The sequence below is a fragment of the Mesomycoplasma ovipneumoniae ATCC 29419 genome, from assembly GCF_028885435.1.
Taxonomy (GTDB): domain Bacteria; phylum Bacillota_I; class Bacilli_A; order Mycoplasmatales; family Metamycoplasmataceae; genus Mesomycoplasma; species Mesomycoplasma ovipneumoniae.
In genome coordinates this window covers 765,974-785,732 of record NZ_CP118522.1, presented here as the reverse complement: position 1 = coordinate 785,732, position 19,759 = coordinate 765,974, and the positions used below count along the sequence as shown (strand labels likewise).

The following is a 19,759-nucleotide window of genomic DNA, read 5'->3' as shown; positions in this document are numbered from 1 at the left end:
ATGCAAATAGAAAACTCGTTTTTATTTGCAGCAAGCCTAAAAAACATATGAAGTTTTGAAAGAACAATAACCAAAAGCCCTAAATTTATAGATTTCTAAACGGTTAAATTTAAGGCATACCATCATATTTAAAAATATAATGGATAATTCGCATTTTCTGATTTTTTTACGACAAAAACATAACTAAGCCCCCCTAATTCAATATCAAAATTTATTAATTATTCTTAAGTGAGATTCATTATAACATAATTTTATTTTATGCCAAGCATTTTTTTTTTTTTTGCAGAAAGCTAATTTTAAAATAATAAAAATTAAGATTTTAGCGTCAAAAAACCCGGATTTACCGGCATTTTTGCGTATTTGTATTCACTAAAAAGCGAATTTTTACCATCAAACTGGGAAACTCAAAAAATTAAGGTTTTTTTGCAACTAAATCCAACGGTGGTTTTTTGCCAACAAAATTTATAATTGTAATGACAACACATTTTTTTGCCAAAATTATTAAAAAATGTGCCTAGAATACAAATTATCATCTAAATCAAAGGGTTTTAACATCTAGTTTATTAGTTGTTACTCTAAAATAAAAGGATAATTTTGTTGGTAAAATTACAAAATATTATTTAAATTAAAAATTGATCAAGGGGAATTTCACCTTTAATTTCAGCGCTTTTGTAATCTGAAAATTGAAGCGTCTGATCTTGAGGAGTCAGCGTTGAATTTGGTAAAAGATTTGCATATTTTAGTTCAAAACTATAAATTAACTTCTTATTTTCTAGTTTGAGACTAATTTTTTTGTGGGCATCATTTCTGATCATGCCATCTCATTCTAGGGAAATAATTTGTGGATAAGGGAAAAAGTTGTTGTTTTTAATATGATCTTTGACTAAAAATTCCTTTAAAAGAACCTCAGGATCGGGGTTTTTTATTTTAAAATAGAGACTGTCAAAAATTATTTTAGCTATTAGTCCTTTTTGAATTTCTGATAGTTCATTTTTATTTTGTCTATTGTTTTTAAAAATTTCTTTTTCTCTTATTTGAGGTCAAACTTTATTATTGTCAACCTCAAATTCAAATTCAGCTGTATTTTTGTCATTTTTCTTTAAATTGGAAAAAGTAAATTCTTGAAGATCACCAATTTCTTCTTTTTGCTCTTTAAATTTTGTCTTTTTTACTTTAAGTTTTAAAGTCCCATTTTCATCATTAGGAGTTGCACTTATAATATCAAAGGAAAATTTTTCCTCATCATTTAGTGATTTTATCCCTAAAAATTCATCTTTAAGACCAACTGAAAGTGAAACTTCACTAAATGCAGCATTAAAATCGCCAAAAAGTACCGAATTTAAAACAGTTTCATTTTCAGAATTGACTAATGCGTATGCCAAAATTGAAGGACTTATTTTGCTAAAAACAGGTCGTAATTCTTTTTGGTATAATTCTGGCTCTTCATTTTGTTGAACCTTTTTTGATTTTTCTAAATCTCAAAAAAGGTTCACTCGTTTTGTTACTTTTGTGTCTGAACCTTTTTTGGACACTGAAAGTTCAACATTTTCTAGCCTTCTTTGGTTAATATCGTTGTTATTTTCAACAGTTTTAACCTCAAAAGGAAAACTAAAGGTAATTGTATAATTTTGGTCATCAAAGTTATCAATTTTCTTTACAAAATTTTCATAATGAAAAGTTGAAGGTTTTGACTTATAACGAAAAAGCACAGTTGCAACATTAATTGATGATTTTTTTTCTTGGTCAGCTATTTCTAAAGAATTTGGAATTTTTGCTAAAATAGCATTTAAATCATTGACTGTTTGAATGTGAAGTCTGTTTTTTTCAAGTATTATTTTTTGTTTTTCTAGTTCTTTTTGTCTTTTTTCTTCCTCAAGTTTTGAGAGGCGTTCTTTTTCTTTAAGTAGTTTTTCGGCTTGTTCCTTTTTTTGTTTTTCTAATTTTTCTTTTTCAATTTCTAATTTTTCTTTTTCTTTCTTGATATCTTCTGAAATTTTATCACTTTTTTGATCATCAGTTGAAGATTGATTTTGTTGAATTTTATCAAGTTCTTTGTTTATTTCTGCTTGTTTTTCTTCAATTTGTTTTGTTTGTTCTTCTGTTTTTTCGATATTTTCTTTTTGTTTTTTTGTTTCTTCGATTAATTTCAAAGTGTCTGATTCAATTTTACCTTTTTGTGTGTCAAGAAAAGCAACAGGATCTCCTTGCACATTAGGATCACTTTTTGGTGGATTAGGGTTTTGTTTTGGTGGATTAGGCTTTTCTTTGTCTAATTTCGGATTTTTGTTATCTTCCTTATTTTTATCAGCGTTATTTTGTCCACATGCTGCAGCGAGAAAAAACGTTGGAATTAAAACTGTAAGACTTCCTAAAAACCATTTTTTTGTATATATTCTTTTCATAATTCTCCTCACAAGTTAGATTAAATTATAACATAAAAATAGCTATTTTTCTAATATATCTTAAAAAATACTATTATTTAAAACGCAGAAAGGTGTTTTTTGTTTGTTAAAATTTTTGTCGATTCTTGCTAAGCTAGAAGCATTCAATTTTTATTTTATAAATAAGCTTATATTTTTGATATAATTATACTAATTTATTTTGGTTTAGACTTTAATTCTTAGGGGCGAAATATGAAAAAATTTTGAAAAATAGTACTTATAGTAGTACCGGCTGTTGTTGTAGCAGGAACAGCTACTTTTTTGTTGATTTATAAATATAAAAATACTAAATCAGAAGACGGCGAAAAATCAATTGTCGTACAAGTCCCTAATTGTCTTCTCGATGGGCGGGGATGCTTTCAACCCGTAGAACCTAGTGAAAAAATAAATAAACCAGAAATAATTTTGTCCAGCCATATTCCTAATATTTCAACAAATTCATCAAAAGATCAGCCTAAAATTTTATTGTCTCAACCAGCAGAAAAACTGACTACCGAGACAAAAAAAGATGTCTTAGTCACCAAATTTGAAAATAATAAGTTAGTATACTAGCTTACATAAAATACCATTTTTTAATCTATCTAAAATTATTCCCGTCTGAGGCAAAAAACAAATTTTTTGCTAGTAAATAAGTTATATTTGAAAAAAGCTAAAATATCCTTAAATTGTAGACTAAAAGAAGTTAAAATACTGCATTATTATAATTGTGTTTTATTTTTCAAGTTGGAAATATTTTAATACTCTGAAGAATTGATATAAATAAATTTTTAGGTTTTGCTTGACTTTTAAAATTTTTTATTTATAATTAATAAATATAGTGAATCAAACAAACAGGATGAGCTAGATCATTCCTGTTTTATTTTTTTTAAATAATTTTATATTCGTGGTATTATTATAAATTATTGGTGTTGGTTTTAATTTCTAGGAGTGAAATATGAGCAAATCTTTAAAATTGGTTTTTGGATTAGTTCCAGTTGTCGCAGGCTCAGCAGGAACAGCTATTTATTTGACTTCTAGTAATGCTATTTCTAATTTGGACGATACAACTTTAGCACGCCAAACACTTCAAGTTGAAACCCGTCTTTCACCACCTTCTGATTCACAAGATAATGAATTCAACCAAAATTCTGAAGAATTATCAACCCAGGAAACTGTAAAAAATGATGAAACAATTGTTCTAAAAAGTCCGGAATTCTCAGAAGATTCTCAAAAATCTCAGCCTATTAAAGTTACTAAAAACACAAAAAAACCAAAAATAATTTTTTCTAATAAACAAATTGAACTACCAAAAAATTCACCAAACATACAACCAAAAATCTTATTGGCCGAACCTGTCAAAAAATCAGTTGATGAAATAAAAAAAGCTGTTTCAGTTAGTAAAATTCAAAGTAGTGAAAGTAAAAATTCTTCTATTTCAGTTTTAGAACCCCAAAAGCCAACAAATTTAGACAAATCCCCATCAAATTCTTCTGAAATTATTCGAAAAGTTGTAATAATTAAGCAAAAACCGACTCAGGCCGAAGAGAAAATTCAAGATCCAACCCCATTAATTTCTCCTGTAGTTTCTAATGAAGATGTAAAACCGGTTTTACCGCCCAAAATTGTAAAAACTCCTGAAGTTATCGTTATTAGTGAAACTCCAAAAGTTGAACCCGAAGAAGATACTCCTAAACCTAAAACACAAACCCAAAGCGATATTTCCAAGTCAACATCATCCTATTCAATTTCTCCTGCAACAACTGAATCAGAGCGTGAAGTTGATGAAATAATTGATAAATTACAAGAAGATTTAAAAATATTATTAAAATCTTCAGTAGGCGAAAATGCTCAGAAATATCGTGAAGCAAAAAAGAACCTTTATAAATATATTTTTAAAAAGAACGACCAAATGAGACTTTTTAAAGAAAGATTCCCAAAAACACCAATAACTGAAGAAGAAGCAGCATTTTTATATATCTTTTGGGAGAATAATTACGCTCATTTTTATCCATCGCGTGCAAGATCCCATACTGCTCGTGAAAATTGAAGAAAAGAGCTTCAAAAAGTTTTGACAATTACTAAAACTCCGGAAATTGGCGCTTTTAATAGAACGACAGGCGGTCATGTGTTTATTATCGATGAAACAAACATAAATAGCGGTAAGTGAGTTGAGGCTCAACCAGTAACGCCAGCTGGTGTTAAAAAATCCTAAAAATTTATAAAAGTAGAAAAAATGACAAAATTATTTAAGTTAGCTCTAGGGTTTATCCCGGTTGTTGCTGGTTCTGTAGGGACGGTAGTTTATTTTAGTTTAGGTAATTCTACCTTGCCTTTGAATCAAAATGATGTTCGTGAAGGAAATCTTAAGGTTAATGCCTTGGTGCCTTCGGTTGTAAATTCACAAAAAATTGGAAATCAAATTGCTGATACAATAATTTTACAAGGTTTAGATACCAATAAAAAAGAAGCTAAAAATTCTAATGTTGCTGATTTAAATACTAAAAAAACAACGAAAAAACAAGGTCAAATTGATTCGAAGTTAATTAATCACGCCCAAAATAATCAAATTAGAACTCCATTAACTTTGCCGCCAAGCCCTAAATTTAATAAGGTCCCAAAGAATATAATAATTTTGTCTAAAAAAGCAGTTTCGCTAACAAAAACTGAAAAAAAGCAACAAAAAATTGAAAGTTTACCTTCAAAAAAAGTTCTTGTAACCCCTAGTGCTGAAAGCCCAAAAATTCAAAAATCTTCTGAAAAACCAGCTAATTTGCCTATTGTTATTCCAAAAGTTGATAAAAATGATGCCAAACAAAAAACTCAATTTTCACCATCAATTTTAGACTCAAAAGACAAAACTAAACCCAAAAATCCGCCTATATCTTCGCAAATAAAAGTTGAATCTGAAATCAAAAAAATAAATGAACCTCAAGAAAAACTTCCATTAACTTTGTCCAGTGATCCTGTGCAAAATTTGCCTGAGCAACCGATTATAGAATCCCAAAAGCAAAAACCAATAGAAATTGCCCCTAAAATTGAAAGTCAAGAAAAAATTCAAACCCAAAAACCGCTTGAAGAATTAGACCAACAAAAACAAGAGCAAAAATCGCAAACAATAAAAAGTGATCCAGAAGATAATAGTCCAAAATCTAACTCTTCAAGTCCAAAAAACCCTGAAATTGAAGTTACATCTGATATTGAAATAGTCGATCAAATGGTAAAATCGATGGCCAAGGACCCTGATTTGGATCATAGTTTTGCTTACAAACTTTTGGAAAAATACAAATTTACAAAAGCATCACAAATGCAATTATTTTTAAAAAAATTGCCAGAAGTTAAAACTAATCAAGCTGTTGCAAACTTAATCACCTTTTGAACTCAATCTAATGCCAATTTTTATCCAAATGAAGCTAGTATACCTCAGGTTCTCGAGATGTGAAGAAATGAAATAATTGAAAAATTACAGTTACAAACTACCAGAAATAATCAAAATATTAGTCTTATCACTCAAACTGGCGGTCGTTTTGGGCAGGCAAGTCATAGTTAAAAAAGGATTTTATAATTAATTTATAATTTTTAGAAGTATATAATGTGAAAATTTCTCAAATCATGTCCAGAGCAGTGTTTTTTTGAAGACCAATTTGCTTTTATTGGACGCTCAAATGTGGGCAAATCCTCGCTAATTAATGCGCTAGCAAGGCAAAAAATTGCTCGTATTTCTTCTACTCCTGGGAAAACTCAGCTTTTAAATTATTACCAAACTAGTCAAAATAAGTTAATCGTTGACCTTCCAGGTTATGGCTATGCTCGCCTTTCTCATGCAAAGAAAGATCAAATTGAATCGATGATTTTTAATTATTTTAGTAAAAATAGCAATATTTTACTAGTTTTTTTGCTAGTTGACAGTCAAATCGGCTTTACTGACCTTGATTTTAGTATGATTGAATTTTTAGTTTCACTAAATATAAAAGTGCAAATTTTAGCTAATAAAATCGATAAAACTAATCAATCCCAGCGTGCAAAACTGTTAAAAGTGTGTAAAAATTTATCACTTGAGTGTTTAAATGTTTCGGCAAAAACTGGTACAAATTTAGATAAAATTCACCAAATAATTAATCAAGAAAAAAATTAACCTATAAATTTATAGGTTTTTTTAAATTAAAAACTAAAACTATTTTAAAAAAAGAGGAAAAATGGCAATTGCAATTATCGCTGAGTATAATCCTTTTCATAATGGTCATATTTATCAGCTTGAATATGTTAAAAAAAACTTTCCTAATGATAAAATTTACATAATTTTAGGCGGAAATTTCACCCAACGAGGTGAGATCAGTCTTGCTAATTTTGAAACAAAAAAGAAAATAGCACTAAAATATGGAGCTGATTTTGTAATTAGATTGCCTTTTGAATATACAAGTCAAGCTGCTCATATTTTTGCCCAAGGTGCGCTAAAATTGATTTTTGAGCATAAAATAGACAAAATAATTTTTGGATCAGAATCAAATGATGTTCAAAATCTGTATAATTTAGCAAATTTGTGAAAAAATAACATTGATGAATACAATGTTCATCTTAAAAAAGCATTAAAATTAGGCAATTCTTTTCCAAATGCAGCAGCAATTGCCCTTGAAAAAATTAGTTCGCAGAAAATTATTTATCCTAATGATATTCTTGGATTTGAATATGTTAAGCAAATTGTGCTAAATAATTATCCAATTCAGGCATATAGTCTTAAAAGAACTGTTGATTATAATGAAACAACACCAACTGGAAAGTTTGCCTCAGCTACATACTTGCGAAAATTAATTAGCCAAAATAAGTCAATTTCTCAGTTTTCGCCAATGGAATTTAGCCAACCAGTTTGTTCGTTAGCCTTGTTATATCCAAAATTTCAGCAAATTATTCGTCAAAAGTCGCCTGAATCACTAAGAAAAATTTGACTAGTAAAAGAAGGAATTGAAAATTTATTCAAAAAACATATCGACCAACCGGACTTAGATAGTTTTTTGAGTGCCACCAATTCAAAACGTTATACTAATTCACGCATAAAGCGAACAATGTTGTATATTTTGTTTAATATTGAAGACCCATCAAAATTTGATGAAACCACAGTGGATCTTGATTGTTGAAAAAATCAAAATTAATTAAAATTTTTTAAAGTACATTTTAAAAAATTTTAGAATTTGGTCTAATACAAACGGGGCAAAAATAGTTAAAAGTAACAGATAATTATAATTATTTTTTAAAATAAGATAGTTTGAACTGCTAAAATCATTTTGGGAAAAAACAAAATTTATTCCGGGAATAAAGGAAACAATTAGAATTGAAGTAAAACTAGCTAAGAAACCAAGGTGTAAAAATTTTAAATCTGCAAATTTATATTTAAAAATATTCTCATCGGCGGCAAGTATATAAGAAAGACTTGAAAGGCTAATGCTGATAATTAAAAAGGAAAAGGTTTGTGAATTTGTGATTCAAAAACTTAGCAGCGCTAAAAATGAGATGAAAATTGCCCAAAACATTATGCTAAAAATCAGTTTTTTATTAAAAAGTGATTTATTTTCGTTTAAAAAACCTTGATTCATAACATTTTTTGAAATATTTGTAAGACCAAGGGCGATTCCCCCGAAAGTTTCAGAAACAACATTTATTCAAAGTATTTGTAGTGATGTAAAAATTTGTTCTTTAAAAATTAAAGTTGCAAAAATAACTGATAAAAGCATTGAAAAATTAGCAACTAGTAAAAAAACAAACAGTTTTTTAATATTTGCAACAATATTACGGCCAATTTTTATTGCTTGATAAAGGGTTTTAAAATTATCATCCGCTAAAACAACATTTGCAACTTGTTTTGAAACTTGTGAGCCTGTTATCCCCATTGCAAAACCAACATCAGCTTTTTTTAATGAAGGAGCATCGTTAACTCCGTCACCTAGCATAGCAACAACATGTTTTTTTGATTGTAGTGCGCCGACAATTTCTAATTTATCTTCAGGTTGAACACGTGAATAAAGGTGAAATTTTTCAACATTTTCACGTCAAAAGTCATCTTTTTTTCAATCAGGATTGCCTGTTGCAAGTGATTCAGGACCTAAAATTTCAACATTTTTTGCAATTGATGAGGCAGTGTGAAAATTATCTCCTGTTATCATTATCGTTTTAATTTCTGCATCTAAAAGATCTTTGACAATTGGTTTAATTTCTTTTCGTGGCGGGTCTTGAAAGCATACAAGGCCTGAAATATTTATGTTTTTTACATAATTTTCTAGATTTTCATTAGGTTGAAGTTCATTTTCAATTTCACGATATCCAAATGCAAAAATACGGTATCCTAAATTTTGCATTTGGGTTAATTTTTCTTCTAAAATAGGGTCTAAATTGTCTGCCTTTTTAAAAATAATTTCAGGAGCCCCTTTGATAAAAAGAAACTTTTTGTTATCAATTTCATAAAAAGTAGCTGAAAATTTAAGTTTGGAACTAAAGACAATTTTGTCTAAAAATTTATGTTGCTTTTCAACTGCTTCTTTTTGAATTTCAAAAGTTTTTGCCTTTTGTAAAATTAAAATTTCCTCAGGATCACCGTAGTATTTTTCAACTGAGTTATCAAAAAAACTATATGCGGTTGTGTTTAAAACAGCTTGTGTCCAGAAATTTTTTGACTCAATTTGGTGATAATAAATTTCCTTAATTTGCATTTTATTTTCAGTTATTGTCCCAGTTTTATCTGAGCAAACAATTGAAACTGCTCCAAGAGTTTCAATTGTTTTTAAATCTTTTACAATCGCATTATTTTTTGCTAATTTTTTAACACCAATAATTAAATTTATAGTAACAAGCGGAATCAAACCCTCGGGAATAAAGCCAATTGCTAGTGAAAGTGATATTATAACTGCGTGTTTTGACTGGTTAAAATCGCCATTTTCAACTAAGAATATATAAATAAAAAAGAAAGAAATTGCTAAAAAAGCGGCAATAAAAGTGATAATTTTTGAAAATTTAGCGATTTTTTTCTGAAGTGGAGATTCTAATTCGTCTGTTTTTGTTACAAGTGAAGCAATTTTTCCAAGTTCAGTATTCTGGCCAACATCTGAGACTAAAATTTTTGCCTGTCCATTCAAGACGCTTGTTCCACTGTAAACTTTTGCGGCTTTATCATCCCAATTTTTAAATTCGTCCTTAAAAACTGATGTTGACTCACCGGTAAGAATTGCCTCAGATACGGATAATTCTTTATTTTCAATGACGAGTCCATCGGCGCTAATTAAATCACCAGAACTAACTTCAAGAATATCTCCTACTAAAATCTCATCAGATTTTAGGCTTATTTTTTTTCCATCACGAATTAGTGTCGAAACTGGCGAGTTAAGATCTGAAATTGCATCTATTGCTTTTTTTGATTTAGTTTCTTGAACCAAAGAGAAAAAAACATTAATTGCAATAATTAAAGCAATAACTACTGGCTCAAGATACGAAATTAATTTAGCTCAAAAAGGCAAATCATGTTCAAAAACCGAACTAATAATAACCGAAATAATAATAACAAAAATTAAAACTAAGGTAAGCGGCTCTTTTAGTTGCAATAAAATACGGAAAAATAACGATTTTTCCGGAATTTTTGGTAGTCTATTTTCGCCAAAAAAATTTTTTGATCTTTCAATTTGTTCTTGATTCAGCCCCCTTTTTTTGTCAATTTGCTCTAAAAATGTAATTTTATCGGTATTTTTATAGTCGATTTTCTCTTTTTTTTCTTTTTTGATCATTTTTGCCTTTTTTTATATAAAATTATTTTGAATATAATTATATAATTTTTTAGGTTCGAAAATGAAAATTTTAATTGAAAATAAAAGAGCTTATTTTGACTATGAAATAATTAGCAAATTTACAGCGGGGATTGTCTTAGAAGGATGAGAAGTTAAATCTGTTCAGGCAAAAAATATATCGCTTGTAGGTTCTTTTTGTTATTTTAAGGGTTTAGAACTTTATTTGTCAAATGCTACAATTAGTGCTTATAAAGGATCCCGAGGTCAAATTGATCGCTCAAGAAAACTTTTATTGCACAAACATGAGTTAAAAAAAATTTTTAAAGAAAAAGTTACACAAAAATTAACAATTATTCCACTTTTTGTTGGTCTAAAAAACCGTAGAATCAAAATCGAAATTGCACTTGCAAAAGGGAAAACTAAGGTTGATAAAAGAAACGCCATAAAAGAACGAGATCAAAAAAGGGAGGTACAAAAATTTTTAAAAAATTACTATTAGTTCCAGGATTTTTGCCACTTTTTTCGCTTACAAGTTGTTATGATTATCTTTCAGAAATTATTTCAGAAAAAATAGTTCCAACTGATGGTTTAAATCCAATAAAAAAACTACCTATTTTTTCTAAAAATTCACGAATTAAACAAGGTCTAACTTATACAACATTTATAAAAAGTGTTTATGACGGTGACACTTTTACTGATAAAAACGGTATGCGTTTTCGGATTTTCGGGATTGACACTCCCGAACTTGAACTTAGCCGTCCAAATCGTTTAATTAACGTAAAAACTATGAAATTTCACGGTTTAATAGCCAAAAAACGTCTAGAACAGCTAATTTTAAATCGCTGAATTTCATTTGAAGTCGTTGGCCATGATCCGTATGAGCGGATTATTGTTGTTCTAAAAAACGAAAAGCGTGAGATAATTAATATCAAAATGGTTAGCGAAGGTCTTGCAATTCATCGTTATGCCCAATATCAAAACCCTAAAAAAACTTATTATTATCCTGAATATAAAAGTTTAATAGACCAAATTTTAAAAGCCCAAGAATCTGCCAAAAAAAGTAAATTTATGCTTTGAAAAGAAGATATTTCAACGATTTATGGACTTAAAAAGTTAAAGAAATAAAAATGAAAGGCAATTACACCTCGAGTTTCCCAGTTTGACAAGATAATCTTAAAAAAGTGTCCTAGTTTAGTTTTGGGCGGTTTTTAACTTTTTTGGCAAAAGTTAATTACCTATTTTAAAATACTGGCAAAAATCAATTTATGGATAAAACAACAAAAACCATAAAAAAATACAACTACTATTTAAACTCAATGTAAATAGAAAACTCGTTTTTACTTACATTGAGCCTAAAAAAATATATGAAGTTTTGAAAGAACAATAATCAAAAGCCATAAATTTGAAGATTTCTAAACGGTAAATTTATGGCATTCCATCATATTTAAAAATATAATGGATAATTTCCATTTGCTGATTTTTTTATGGCAAAAACATAACTAATTCCTCCCTAATTCAATATCAAAATTTATTAATTCATTCTTAGTGAGATTTATTATAACATAATTTTATTTTAAACCAAATATTTTTTTTTTTTTTTTGCAAAGGTTAATTTTAAAATAATAAAAATTAAGATTTTAGCGTAAAAAAACCCGAATTTACGGGTATTTTTGTGTATTTATATTCCTAAAAGTGAATTTTTGCCATCAAACTGGAAACTTGGGAGAAGTCTAGTAATCTATCAAAAAAAGAAAATTTATGTTCTGGCAAGAAGATATTTCAACAATTTATGGCGTTAAAAAGTCAAAGAAATAAAAATGAAAGGCAATTACACCTTTCGTTTTTATTTTAATAACTGTTGAGTGGTTTTTTTGTAAGTAATTAACGACATTAAAACATAAATTAGAATAAAAGCAGCTGAAAGTCCGGCTCAGGACGATAATAAAATTAGGGCTAGATTTTCTTGAGAAGCGGCGGGAAAATCATTACCAACTATTAAAATATGAATTGATTCCATTGACGGAAAAATAATTACAAAACTTAAAATTAGAACAATGATCGATATCAAAACAATATTTAAAGTATGATAAAAAAGTGTTAGTAAAGTTGAACCACCAAGCGATTTTAGGATTCCAATCATTCTCTGTTTTGATTCAGAAATTGTTTTGGCATAAACTAAAATGAACGAAATTAATATAATAACAAAAATTATAAACACCGCAAAAGTAACTTTATTAACTATCGAAATAATCGCTAAAGATTGGCTAGTTATCACACGAATTAAGCTTGAAGGTGGAGTAATTCTGAGGTCAAATTTAGCATTTTTTGCCTCTAAGTCAAGGTTGTTTTGTTCGTCAGTTGTTGTTAAATAAGCAGTAAGATTGGCTGGTTGGAAGCTGGTATAAAATTCTTTGGCATCTTGGTGATAATATAATTCTGAATCTGGCGAGTCAAAAATTCCAACAACAAGTAAGTTAAATGTTTGATTTAAAGGTGAGTTTGTTTGAATTATATCGCCAACTTTTAATTTATATTTAGCATTTGAATCAATTGCTGTTGTTGAAAGTAGAATTTCATCGACTTTTCTCGGAAATGTTCCAGTTATTAATTCTAGATTGTTTTGCGGGAAAACTTTTGTGTTTTTTAGCGGAATTTTAAATGGTTCAAGAGCGGAGCTTTGGGCATTTTCGCTAGGAATATAGGAGTTAATTTCCTTAAAAAGTTGAAGGTTTTGTTCTTTGTTTTCTTCAACTGTATTTTGCTTAACTAAATTTTCAAGATCTTTAATTGATTGAGTGCTAATAAAAGATGGAAAACTAATTAAATTAAAAGTATCTAATCTAGCAACGGAACTTTTAATTCCATTATTAATTCCGACAATTTTTAGTTCAATTTTATTTTGATTTTCCTCAATTTCTTTATTAGAATCATAAACTAAATGAATTGTTTTTCCTATTGGATTTTCAATTTTAAGTATGTCAATTGCTGATTTTGAAAGGATAATTTCCCGAGCATTTTCAATGAATTTTCCTTCAAAATTAACAAGATCATTTTCGATTCTGTTTTTGAAAAAGCTATTAATTTCAACTTGATCAACATCTCTAAGATTAATTTTTCGATTTTCATAGTGCAAATTTATATTTGTCGTTGGTCTATTTGCAACAAGCGCGTTGATTGATTCAAGCTCACTAATTTTTTTAATTTCATCTTGGTTAAAAGCAGCGTTTGATTTTTTTTCAATTAAATTTTTGTCAAGTGAGAGCGTATATTTTTGCTGCCGTTCAACTTTTGCCGTTCCAAGATTTAATTCAAAAGCAAAACTAATCGAAAAGACGGCCGCTAAAAATGCTATTATAATTAAAATACTAAGCGTTAATTTTTTGCTAATATCAGCAATAACAAAAATTGGCGAAATATTTAATTTATTCTTATATTGAACTACTTTTGCAACTTTTTTATGTTTAGTTTCGCTAGTTTGTTCAGAATTTTGGTCTTCTATTATATTAGTGTCATTAATTTTAATAATTGGTGGCTTGTCTTTTTGTAAAAAAATTATTTGATCAGCATATTTGTGAATCATTTCAGTATTATGGCTTATAACCACAACTGTGTGATTTTTTGACATTTGCTTAATTTTTTCAAAAATAATTTGTTCATTTTCTTTATCAAGGGCGGCAGTTGGTTCATCAAACAAAATAAATTCTGAACCCCGATTTAGAGAACGAAGAATTGCGATTCTTTGTTTCTCGCCACCAGAGAGATTTTCCATTTTTGTTTTAAAAACACTTTGGTCAAGATTTAAAAAATTTGCATTTTTACTAAATTCATCTTGCTTAAATTTATAACCTAAAATACTTGTCCCAATTCTAACGTTGTCGATAGCTGAAATATTTTCAATAAGATTGACATCTTGAAAAAAAATGTCAACATTTGGGTTTTTTAAAACTTGTTGATTTTTATCAAAAAAGGAAATTTGCCCGCTGTCAGCTTTGGCAATCTTGGCAATAATATGCAAAAGTGTCGTTTTTCCAACACCAGATTGACCAGAAATGAACGTTAATTTATTAGTTGGAATATCAAAGCTAATGTTATTTAAAATTATTTTTGTTCCGAGTCGTTTTGTGATGTTACGAATTTGAATCATTTTTGCACCTAGATAGCTTTATTAATATTGTGTATATTTTAATATAAAATAATTTTTTTCAACCAAATTATTTTACTATTTCTTTAAAATTTAGTTCAAAAATTTCTTCTAATTTTAAAGGACACTTAAATTCAATTTTCAATTATAGCCCAAATTCTTTTTTTCCCGAGTTTCCCAGTTTGATGAGATAATTTCAAAAAAGTCTCTGTTTTTGACATTTTTTTAACTTTTTTGACAAAAATTAATTACAATTTTAAAACACTGGCAAAAATCAATTTATGGACAAAATAACAAAAACCATAAAAAAATACAACTACTATTTAAACTCAATGCAAATAGAAAACTTGTTTTTATTTGCATTGAACCTAAAAAAACATATGAAGTTTTGAAAGAACAATAATTAAAAGCCCTAAATTTATAGATTTCTAAACGGGTAAATTTAAGGCATCACATTATATTTAAAAATATAATGGAAAATTCGCATTTTCTGATTTTTTATGGCAAAAACATAACTAATTCCTCCCTAATTCAATATCAAAAAATTTATTAATACATTCTTAGTGAAACTTATTATAACATAATTTTATTTTAGACCAAACATTTTTTTTTTTTTTTTGCATTATATACCCAAAGTTTTTGAATTTTTCATGGTATTCAATACCTGTCTTTACTGGTAAAACACTGCCTAAAATATTAAGAAAAGTGGGCTTTCCTTCACCTGATGCCCCAAAATTGTAATAATATTATTTGCTGGTATTTCGAGGTCATTAATTTTAAGAAAACCTTTTGTCATTCGAAAATATTAGCTTTTTAATACTAATAGCAATTGTTAAGCGGTTCATACTAAAAAAATTTACCTTTTTTAAAAATTTTTTTATAAATGTTATATAGTTATTTTTATTAAAATTATAAGTAACTAATATTTAATTATTAATATTTCTGAAAAAAATTTCATAAAATTAGAAAAAGTGAGAAATATATGAATTTTAAAAAATTTTTCAAACCTTTATTACTTCTCTCACCAAGTCCTTTCTTAATTGCGAGCGCTTGCGCACCTAGTGAGAATACAATTGATCCAAAAACTCAAGTTGTTATGACAACAAGTCAAGGTCCTTTTTGACCATTAATTTTTGGACTTAATGTTTATGGTAAAAATGAAAAAGGATTAATCCCTTATTACAACCAAAAGTTTAAAAATGACCCTGATTTTGCGCCAGTTAGACTTGTTTTGAGTGATGAGTCAAAAGCAAATACTCAAAAACAAACAACTGAAAATATTAAAAAATTACTAGACACAAATTCAGATCAACTTCCGTCAATTGTTTTAGGAGATTCTTCAACAGCGAGTGTTTTACAAGAACATAATCGACTCTTAGAAATAAAAAGCGATAAATTGAATCCAGGATTATTTAAAAATCAAATTGTAAAAGAATACAATTCATTTAATTTTGGTGAAAATAAGTTTTATAATATCCCTTTTAATATAAATGATGTTGATTCACTCAGATTTAATCTTGATAATTTACGAATTATTTTAGATTTAGTAAAAAAAGGTGGCGGAAAAGTGGATGAGTCGACCGAATTTTATAAAAAAGCACAAGAATCAACTCAAAAAGGAAACTCGACTCCTGAAAACAGTTTTTTTAGTAATCTTGAAGTAAAATCTGCGGATGTTTTCAAAGATTTAAACGTAAATCAAGATACTTTTTCAAATATTGAAGAAGCATTAGACTTTTCAACTAAATTTATTGACGGTGTAAAAATAAAAGCAGATGCAAAACTTGATGAAAATACACCAAATTCTTCTATTTTTCATATTGACTATTCAGATCTAAGTTTTCAGAAAAACATTATTTCAAAAACAGGTAAAAAATTCTGAGAACCAAAAGGTGAGGACTTAACCTTTAATATTGCAACAGATACATCCTTACAAGATGAATTTAAAAAAACTTACGAAAAATTTACAAATACTAACAAAAAAATCAAACAAAAAGTAGGTCAACAAACCAAAATTTTACAAGCATTTCAGTTTAAAAACTTTAAAGGAACAGGTATTGGTGAATGAGGAGGTCATGATATTCTTCAATATCGTGCCGTTTTTGGGTACGATCCTGGAGTTGGAATTAAGCAATCAATTGACACACAAACAACCCGTAATTTATTTGCGGATAAAAAACCTGAACTTGCCAAAGGTTTTGCAACATTTAATGACGTCTTTGCAACAAATCAACCGTTAAAATCACACAAAAATTCTCCATTTTTTGTTTATAACTCAGGAGGATCATCATTAATTCCAATTAAAACTGATACAGAAAAAATTAATAAAGCAGCAATTAAATTTTTAGAATGACTCTTTACTGGCCAAAATGATATTGACAAACCCGGAATAATGGTCGATAATGCTGATTATTTAATGGAAAATACTGGTTATTTCCTTCCTACAAAAGCGGTTGTAACTGCAGAAAAATTGGAACAAGTAAAGAAAAAATATCAAGAATACTATGATAAAATTGTTGACTTTGAATCTAAAAACAAAAAAAGTATTGAGCTAGTTGGCGAAGATGCCAAAAAAATCGACTGAAGTTTGTATGAAAAAATGGCAAACTTAAGATCAGTTATAATTTCAATGGAATCAATGCTTAATGCTTTTAAAGAAGATTCATCCAAAGTTAAAATTCTAAGTGATAATGGTAATTTTAAACAAGCAAAAATTTCTGCAACAATTACAGATTCACTAATTGAATCAACAAAATTTGAAAATAGTAAAACCGAAAGTTCTGATAAATTACTAAAATTAATTAACCAATAAAACTTAAATTAGCGGAATTTTAAAGAAGTAAAAATTCTGCTGTTTATAAAAACTAAAAATTCGCAAAATTTTTAGTTTTTATTTTTTATTTTTTGTTAAAATAATTCTGATTTTAAATATTTTCCCGGGTTTCCCAGTTTGATGAGATAATCTTAAAAAAGTCTCCTGTTTTGGGCGCTTTTTGAACTTTTTTTGCAAAAGTTAATTACATATTTTAAAACACTGGCAAAATCAATTTATGGATAAAACAACAAAAATCAAAAAAATATAACTACTATTTAAACTCAATGCAAATAGAAAACTCATTTTTATTTAAATTAAGCCTAAAAAAACATATGAAGTTTTGAAAGAACAATAATCAAAAGCCATAAATTTATAGATTTCTAAACGGTTAAATTTAAGGCATTCCATCATGACTAAAAACATAATGGATAATTCGCATTTTCTGATTTTTTTATGGCAAAAAACATAATTAATTCCCCTTAATTCTAAAATCCAAATTTATTAATTATTCTTAAGTGAAGTTTATTATAACATAATTTTATTTTTGACCAAGCATTTTTTTTTTTTTTGCAAAAGGTTAATTTTAAAATAATAAAGATTAGGTTTTATCGCAAAAAACCCGGATTTTAAACTAGGGCAAAGAAAATTAACAGTTTAATATTATTATAACATCATAGCATATTGCTGTGGTGTTTTTCAATTTAAAATCGATTGAATTCTATAATTGTTGTATCAAAATATATAATCTGCAATTATTTTTTCAGATCTTCAAAAGTAATTTTACTGTAGTTTAACTCGTTTAAGCATTCACTTTTTATAATTGAAAATCAATATTCAGCCTCCCTATTATCCAAAGAATTTCCTATGCGAGACAACGAAACAGTTCCTCCCATTTTATTTATTTTGTCAATATAGACTTTTGAAGTGTATTGAAATCCATGATCCGAATGAATAACAAAATCTTTATCAATAGACCTGAATGTCTTTATATTATCCATAACTAAATCAAGATCATTGCTTACAGATAGTTTAAAATCTCTGATTTTTTTAGTTTTATGCTCAATTATTACAGACAAAAATACATGGTTTTCCTTAACATCTCTAGGAGCTTTTATATATGTAACATCAGTAGCAAAAATATTTCTATTTAATTTATCATTGTAGTCGCGTTTAACAATATCCGGTAGTGCGAATTTGGTGTTCTTAATTTCGCTCTTTCTTCTTTTTTCTAATTTTACATACTAAATTCAATCTTTTTAAATGTCTTCCAAGAGTTCGAGGGTGAATGTAAATATTATATTTTATAGAAATATAAGCACTCAACCTTAAGCGACCATATCTACCTTTGTTATCAAGAAAGGATTTTTTAATTATTGCGTCATTTTCGTACTCTTTTACTTTTATAACTCTAGTTTTAGATTTTGCCACTGATTGTCTGCATACATTAAAAATTTTTGCAGATTTGCTGTAGGGAATATTTAGTGTTTTGGCTTCACTAAGTTTTCCTGATTTTGATTTATCTTTGTTGGTTTCGTAATATCTCTTAGCTATTTCTATTAATTCTTCTTTTGTAAATTCGTTTCAATCGGGTTCAATTTGTTTTTTAGGTTTGCCACTCCCTGGCTTTCTCCTCGCACCCTTTTTATCTAATAATTGATCTTGCATACCATTATTATAATACCGAATAATTTTTTTGATTCTTCGAACTAGTTGATCTCTGGTTATAAAATTTGTATCTGGCGAAATATCATTTATATAATTTATTGTTTTTTTAATCCAAATTCATTGTAAATTTTATAAATCATATCAAACTCGTCTTTTTTAAAGTGTCTTGACATTAGTATTTCCTTTTTGTTGCATTTGAAAATTTAAAAAACTAACACTTTTGGTGTTAGCCTCCTCCTAAAATCGGACAAAAAAAGCCAACGCCTTAGTGTTACTTTTCTTTGTCCTAGTTTATTTACCGGTATTTTTTCATATTTGTATTCAATAAAAATTGAATTTTTTCCATCAAACTGTCAAACTCAGAAAATAATTTTTTTCAACCAAATTATTTTACTATTTCCTTAAAATTTAGCTCAAAACTTTCTTCTAATTTTAAAGGGCACTTAAATTCAATTTTTAATTTTAGTCCAAATTCTTTTTTTTGGATTGTACAGCCGTTTTTCTTTATTAATTGAAGTACCCAGTTCATTTTTTCCAAGTCAACTTCGCACAAATAGTGATAAGAAATTTTAAAATCACTAACTAAACTAAGATTTAAGACTTCAATTGCCGCTTTTTTGTAACTATTTTGTAATAAACCTAGCCCTAATTTGGACCCGTACATGTAGCGAACAACAATAATTAATGAATTAGTAATTTTTTTTGTTCTTAAAATGTTAAAAATTTGTCACCCTGCCGAACCTTTTGGCTCGTTTGCATCACTGAATTTACAATTATATAAATCAAAGCAAACTGCATAAACAATATGACTTGCATGTTTATTTTCTTGTTGAATTTTGGTTAGTAGTGCTTCTGAGTGTTCCTTTGATTCTACTAGAAAACTATAAGAAATAAATTTAGATTTTTTGACTTCTAATTCAAAAACAGCTTCTTTTGTAATAATTTTTTGCATTTTTCA

The 19,759-nt window shown here is 27.9% G+C and carries 14 protein-coding genes; 8 read left to right on the top strand and 6 right to left on the bottom strand.

What is annotated here, in order from left to right; all coding sequences use genetic code 4:
* Positions 1–620: 620 nt before the first annotated feature.
* Positions 621–2,402: a surface lipoprotein gene (locus tag PWA39_RS02815; RefSeq protein WP_124983468.1), complete on the bottom strand. Its 1,782-nt coding sequence runs from the start codon at positions 2,400–2,402 to the stop codon at positions 621–623.
* A gap of 231 nt (positions 2,403–2,633) precedes the next feature.
* Here PWA39_RS02815 and PWA39_RS02810 point away from each other — a divergent pair, with 231 nt between their 5' ends.
* The 5 genes from PWA39_RS02810 to PWA39_RS02790 all read left to right on the top strand — a co-directional run bounded on the left by PWA39_RS02810 (position 2,634) and on the right by PWA39_RS02790 (position 7,564).
* Positions 2,634–2,993 carry a hypothetical protein gene (locus PWA39_RS02810; protein WP_069099373.1) on the top strand — a complete coding sequence of 120 codons (360 nt, stop codon included), beginning with the start codon at positions 2,634–2,636 and terminating at the stop codon, positions 2,991–2,993.
* 382 nt (positions 2,994–3,375) lie between these two features.
* The gene (locus PWA39_RS02805; RefSeq protein ID WP_124983469.1) at positions 3,376–4,632 is read left to right on the top strand and encodes a hypothetical protein; all 1,257 of its coding nucleotides are present in this window, start codon (positions 3,376–3,378) and stop codon (positions 4,630–4,632) included.
* A gap of 21 nt (positions 4,633–4,653) precedes the next feature.
* Entirely contained in the window at positions 4,654–5,967 is a 1,314-nt protein-coding gene (locus PWA39_RS02800; protein WP_069099372.1) for a hypothetical protein, read from the top strand.
* Between the two features lie 42 nt (positions 5,968–6,009).
* Positions 6,010–6,552 (top strand): ribosome biogenesis GTP-binding protein YihA/YsxC, encoded by a 543-nt coding sequence (gene yihA / locus PWA39_RS02795; RefSeq protein ID WP_069099371.1) that lies wholly within the window; start codon positions 6,010–6,012, stop codon positions 6,550–6,552.
* Positions 6,553–6,613: 61 nt separating this feature from the next.
* Positions 6,614–7,564, top strand: coding sequence for a nucleotidyltransferase (locus PWA39_RS02790; RefSeq protein WP_069099370.1), 951 nt, complete (start codon positions 6,614–6,616; stop codon positions 7,562–7,564).
* On the opposite strand, the gene PWA39_RS02785 is transcribed toward PWA39_RS02790, so the two are convergent.
* Complete coding sequence (locus PWA39_RS02785) at positions 7,565–10,180, bottom strand: cation-translocating P-type ATPase (RefSeq protein WP_069099369.1); 2,616 nt, start codon at positions 10,178–10,180, stop codon at positions 7,565–7,567. It abuts the gene before it with no gap.
* Positions 10,181–10,241: 61 nt separating this feature from the next.
* On the opposite strand from PWA39_RS02785, the gene smpB reads away from it, so the two are divergent.
* Both smpB and PWA39_RS02775 read left to right on the top strand, forming a co-directional pair.
* Entirely contained in the window at positions 10,242–10,679 is a 438-nt protein-coding gene (gene smpB, locus PWA39_RS02780; RefSeq protein ID WP_069099368.1) for an SsrA-binding protein SmpB, read from the top strand.
* An 11-nt stretch (positions 10,680–10,690) separates the two neighbouring features.
* Complete coding sequence (locus tag PWA39_RS02775; RefSeq protein WP_081311141.1) at positions 10,691–11,305, top strand: thermonuclease family protein; 615 nt, start codon at positions 10,691–10,693, stop codon at positions 11,303–11,305.
* A gap of 718 nt (positions 11,306–12,023) precedes the next feature.
* Here the strand turns inward: PWA39_RS02775 and PWA39_RS02770 are convergent.
* Entirely contained in the window at positions 12,024–14,324 is a 2,301-nt protein-coding gene (locus PWA39_RS02770; RefSeq protein WP_069099367.1) for an ABC transporter ATP-binding protein, read from the bottom strand.
* Positions 14,325–15,303: 979 nt separating this feature from the next.
* Here PWA39_RS02770 and PWA39_RS02765 point away from each other — a divergent pair.
* Positions 15,304–17,133 (top strand): P68 family surface lipoprotein, encoded by a 1,830-nt coding sequence (locus tag PWA39_RS02765; RefSeq protein ID WP_075949648.1) that lies wholly within the window; start codon positions 15,304–15,306, stop codon positions 17,131–17,133.
* Between the two features lie 755 nt (positions 17,134–17,888).
* Here the strand turns inward: PWA39_RS02765 and PWA39_RS02760 are convergent.
* From PWA39_RS02760 to PWA39_RS02750, 3 genes are all read right to left on the bottom strand, one after another.
* Positions 17,889–18,212, bottom strand: a complete 324-nt coding sequence (locus PWA39_RS02760) for a hypothetical protein (protein ID WP_274827430.1) — start codon at positions 18,210–18,212, stop codon at positions 17,889–17,891.
* Between the two features lie 127 nt (positions 18,213–18,339).
* A complete protein-coding gene (locus tag PWA39_RS02755; protein ID WP_274827419.1) occupies positions 18,340–18,801 on the bottom strand; it encodes a transposase in 462 nt (153 codons plus the stop codon).
* A 385-nt stretch (positions 18,802–19,186) separates the two neighbouring features.
* Complete coding sequence (locus tag PWA39_RS02750; RefSeq protein ID WP_075949630.1) at positions 19,187–19,753, bottom strand: YigZ family protein; 567 nt, start codon at positions 19,751–19,753, stop codon at positions 19,187–19,189.
* Between the last annotated feature and the right edge of the window lie 6 nt (positions 19,754–19,759).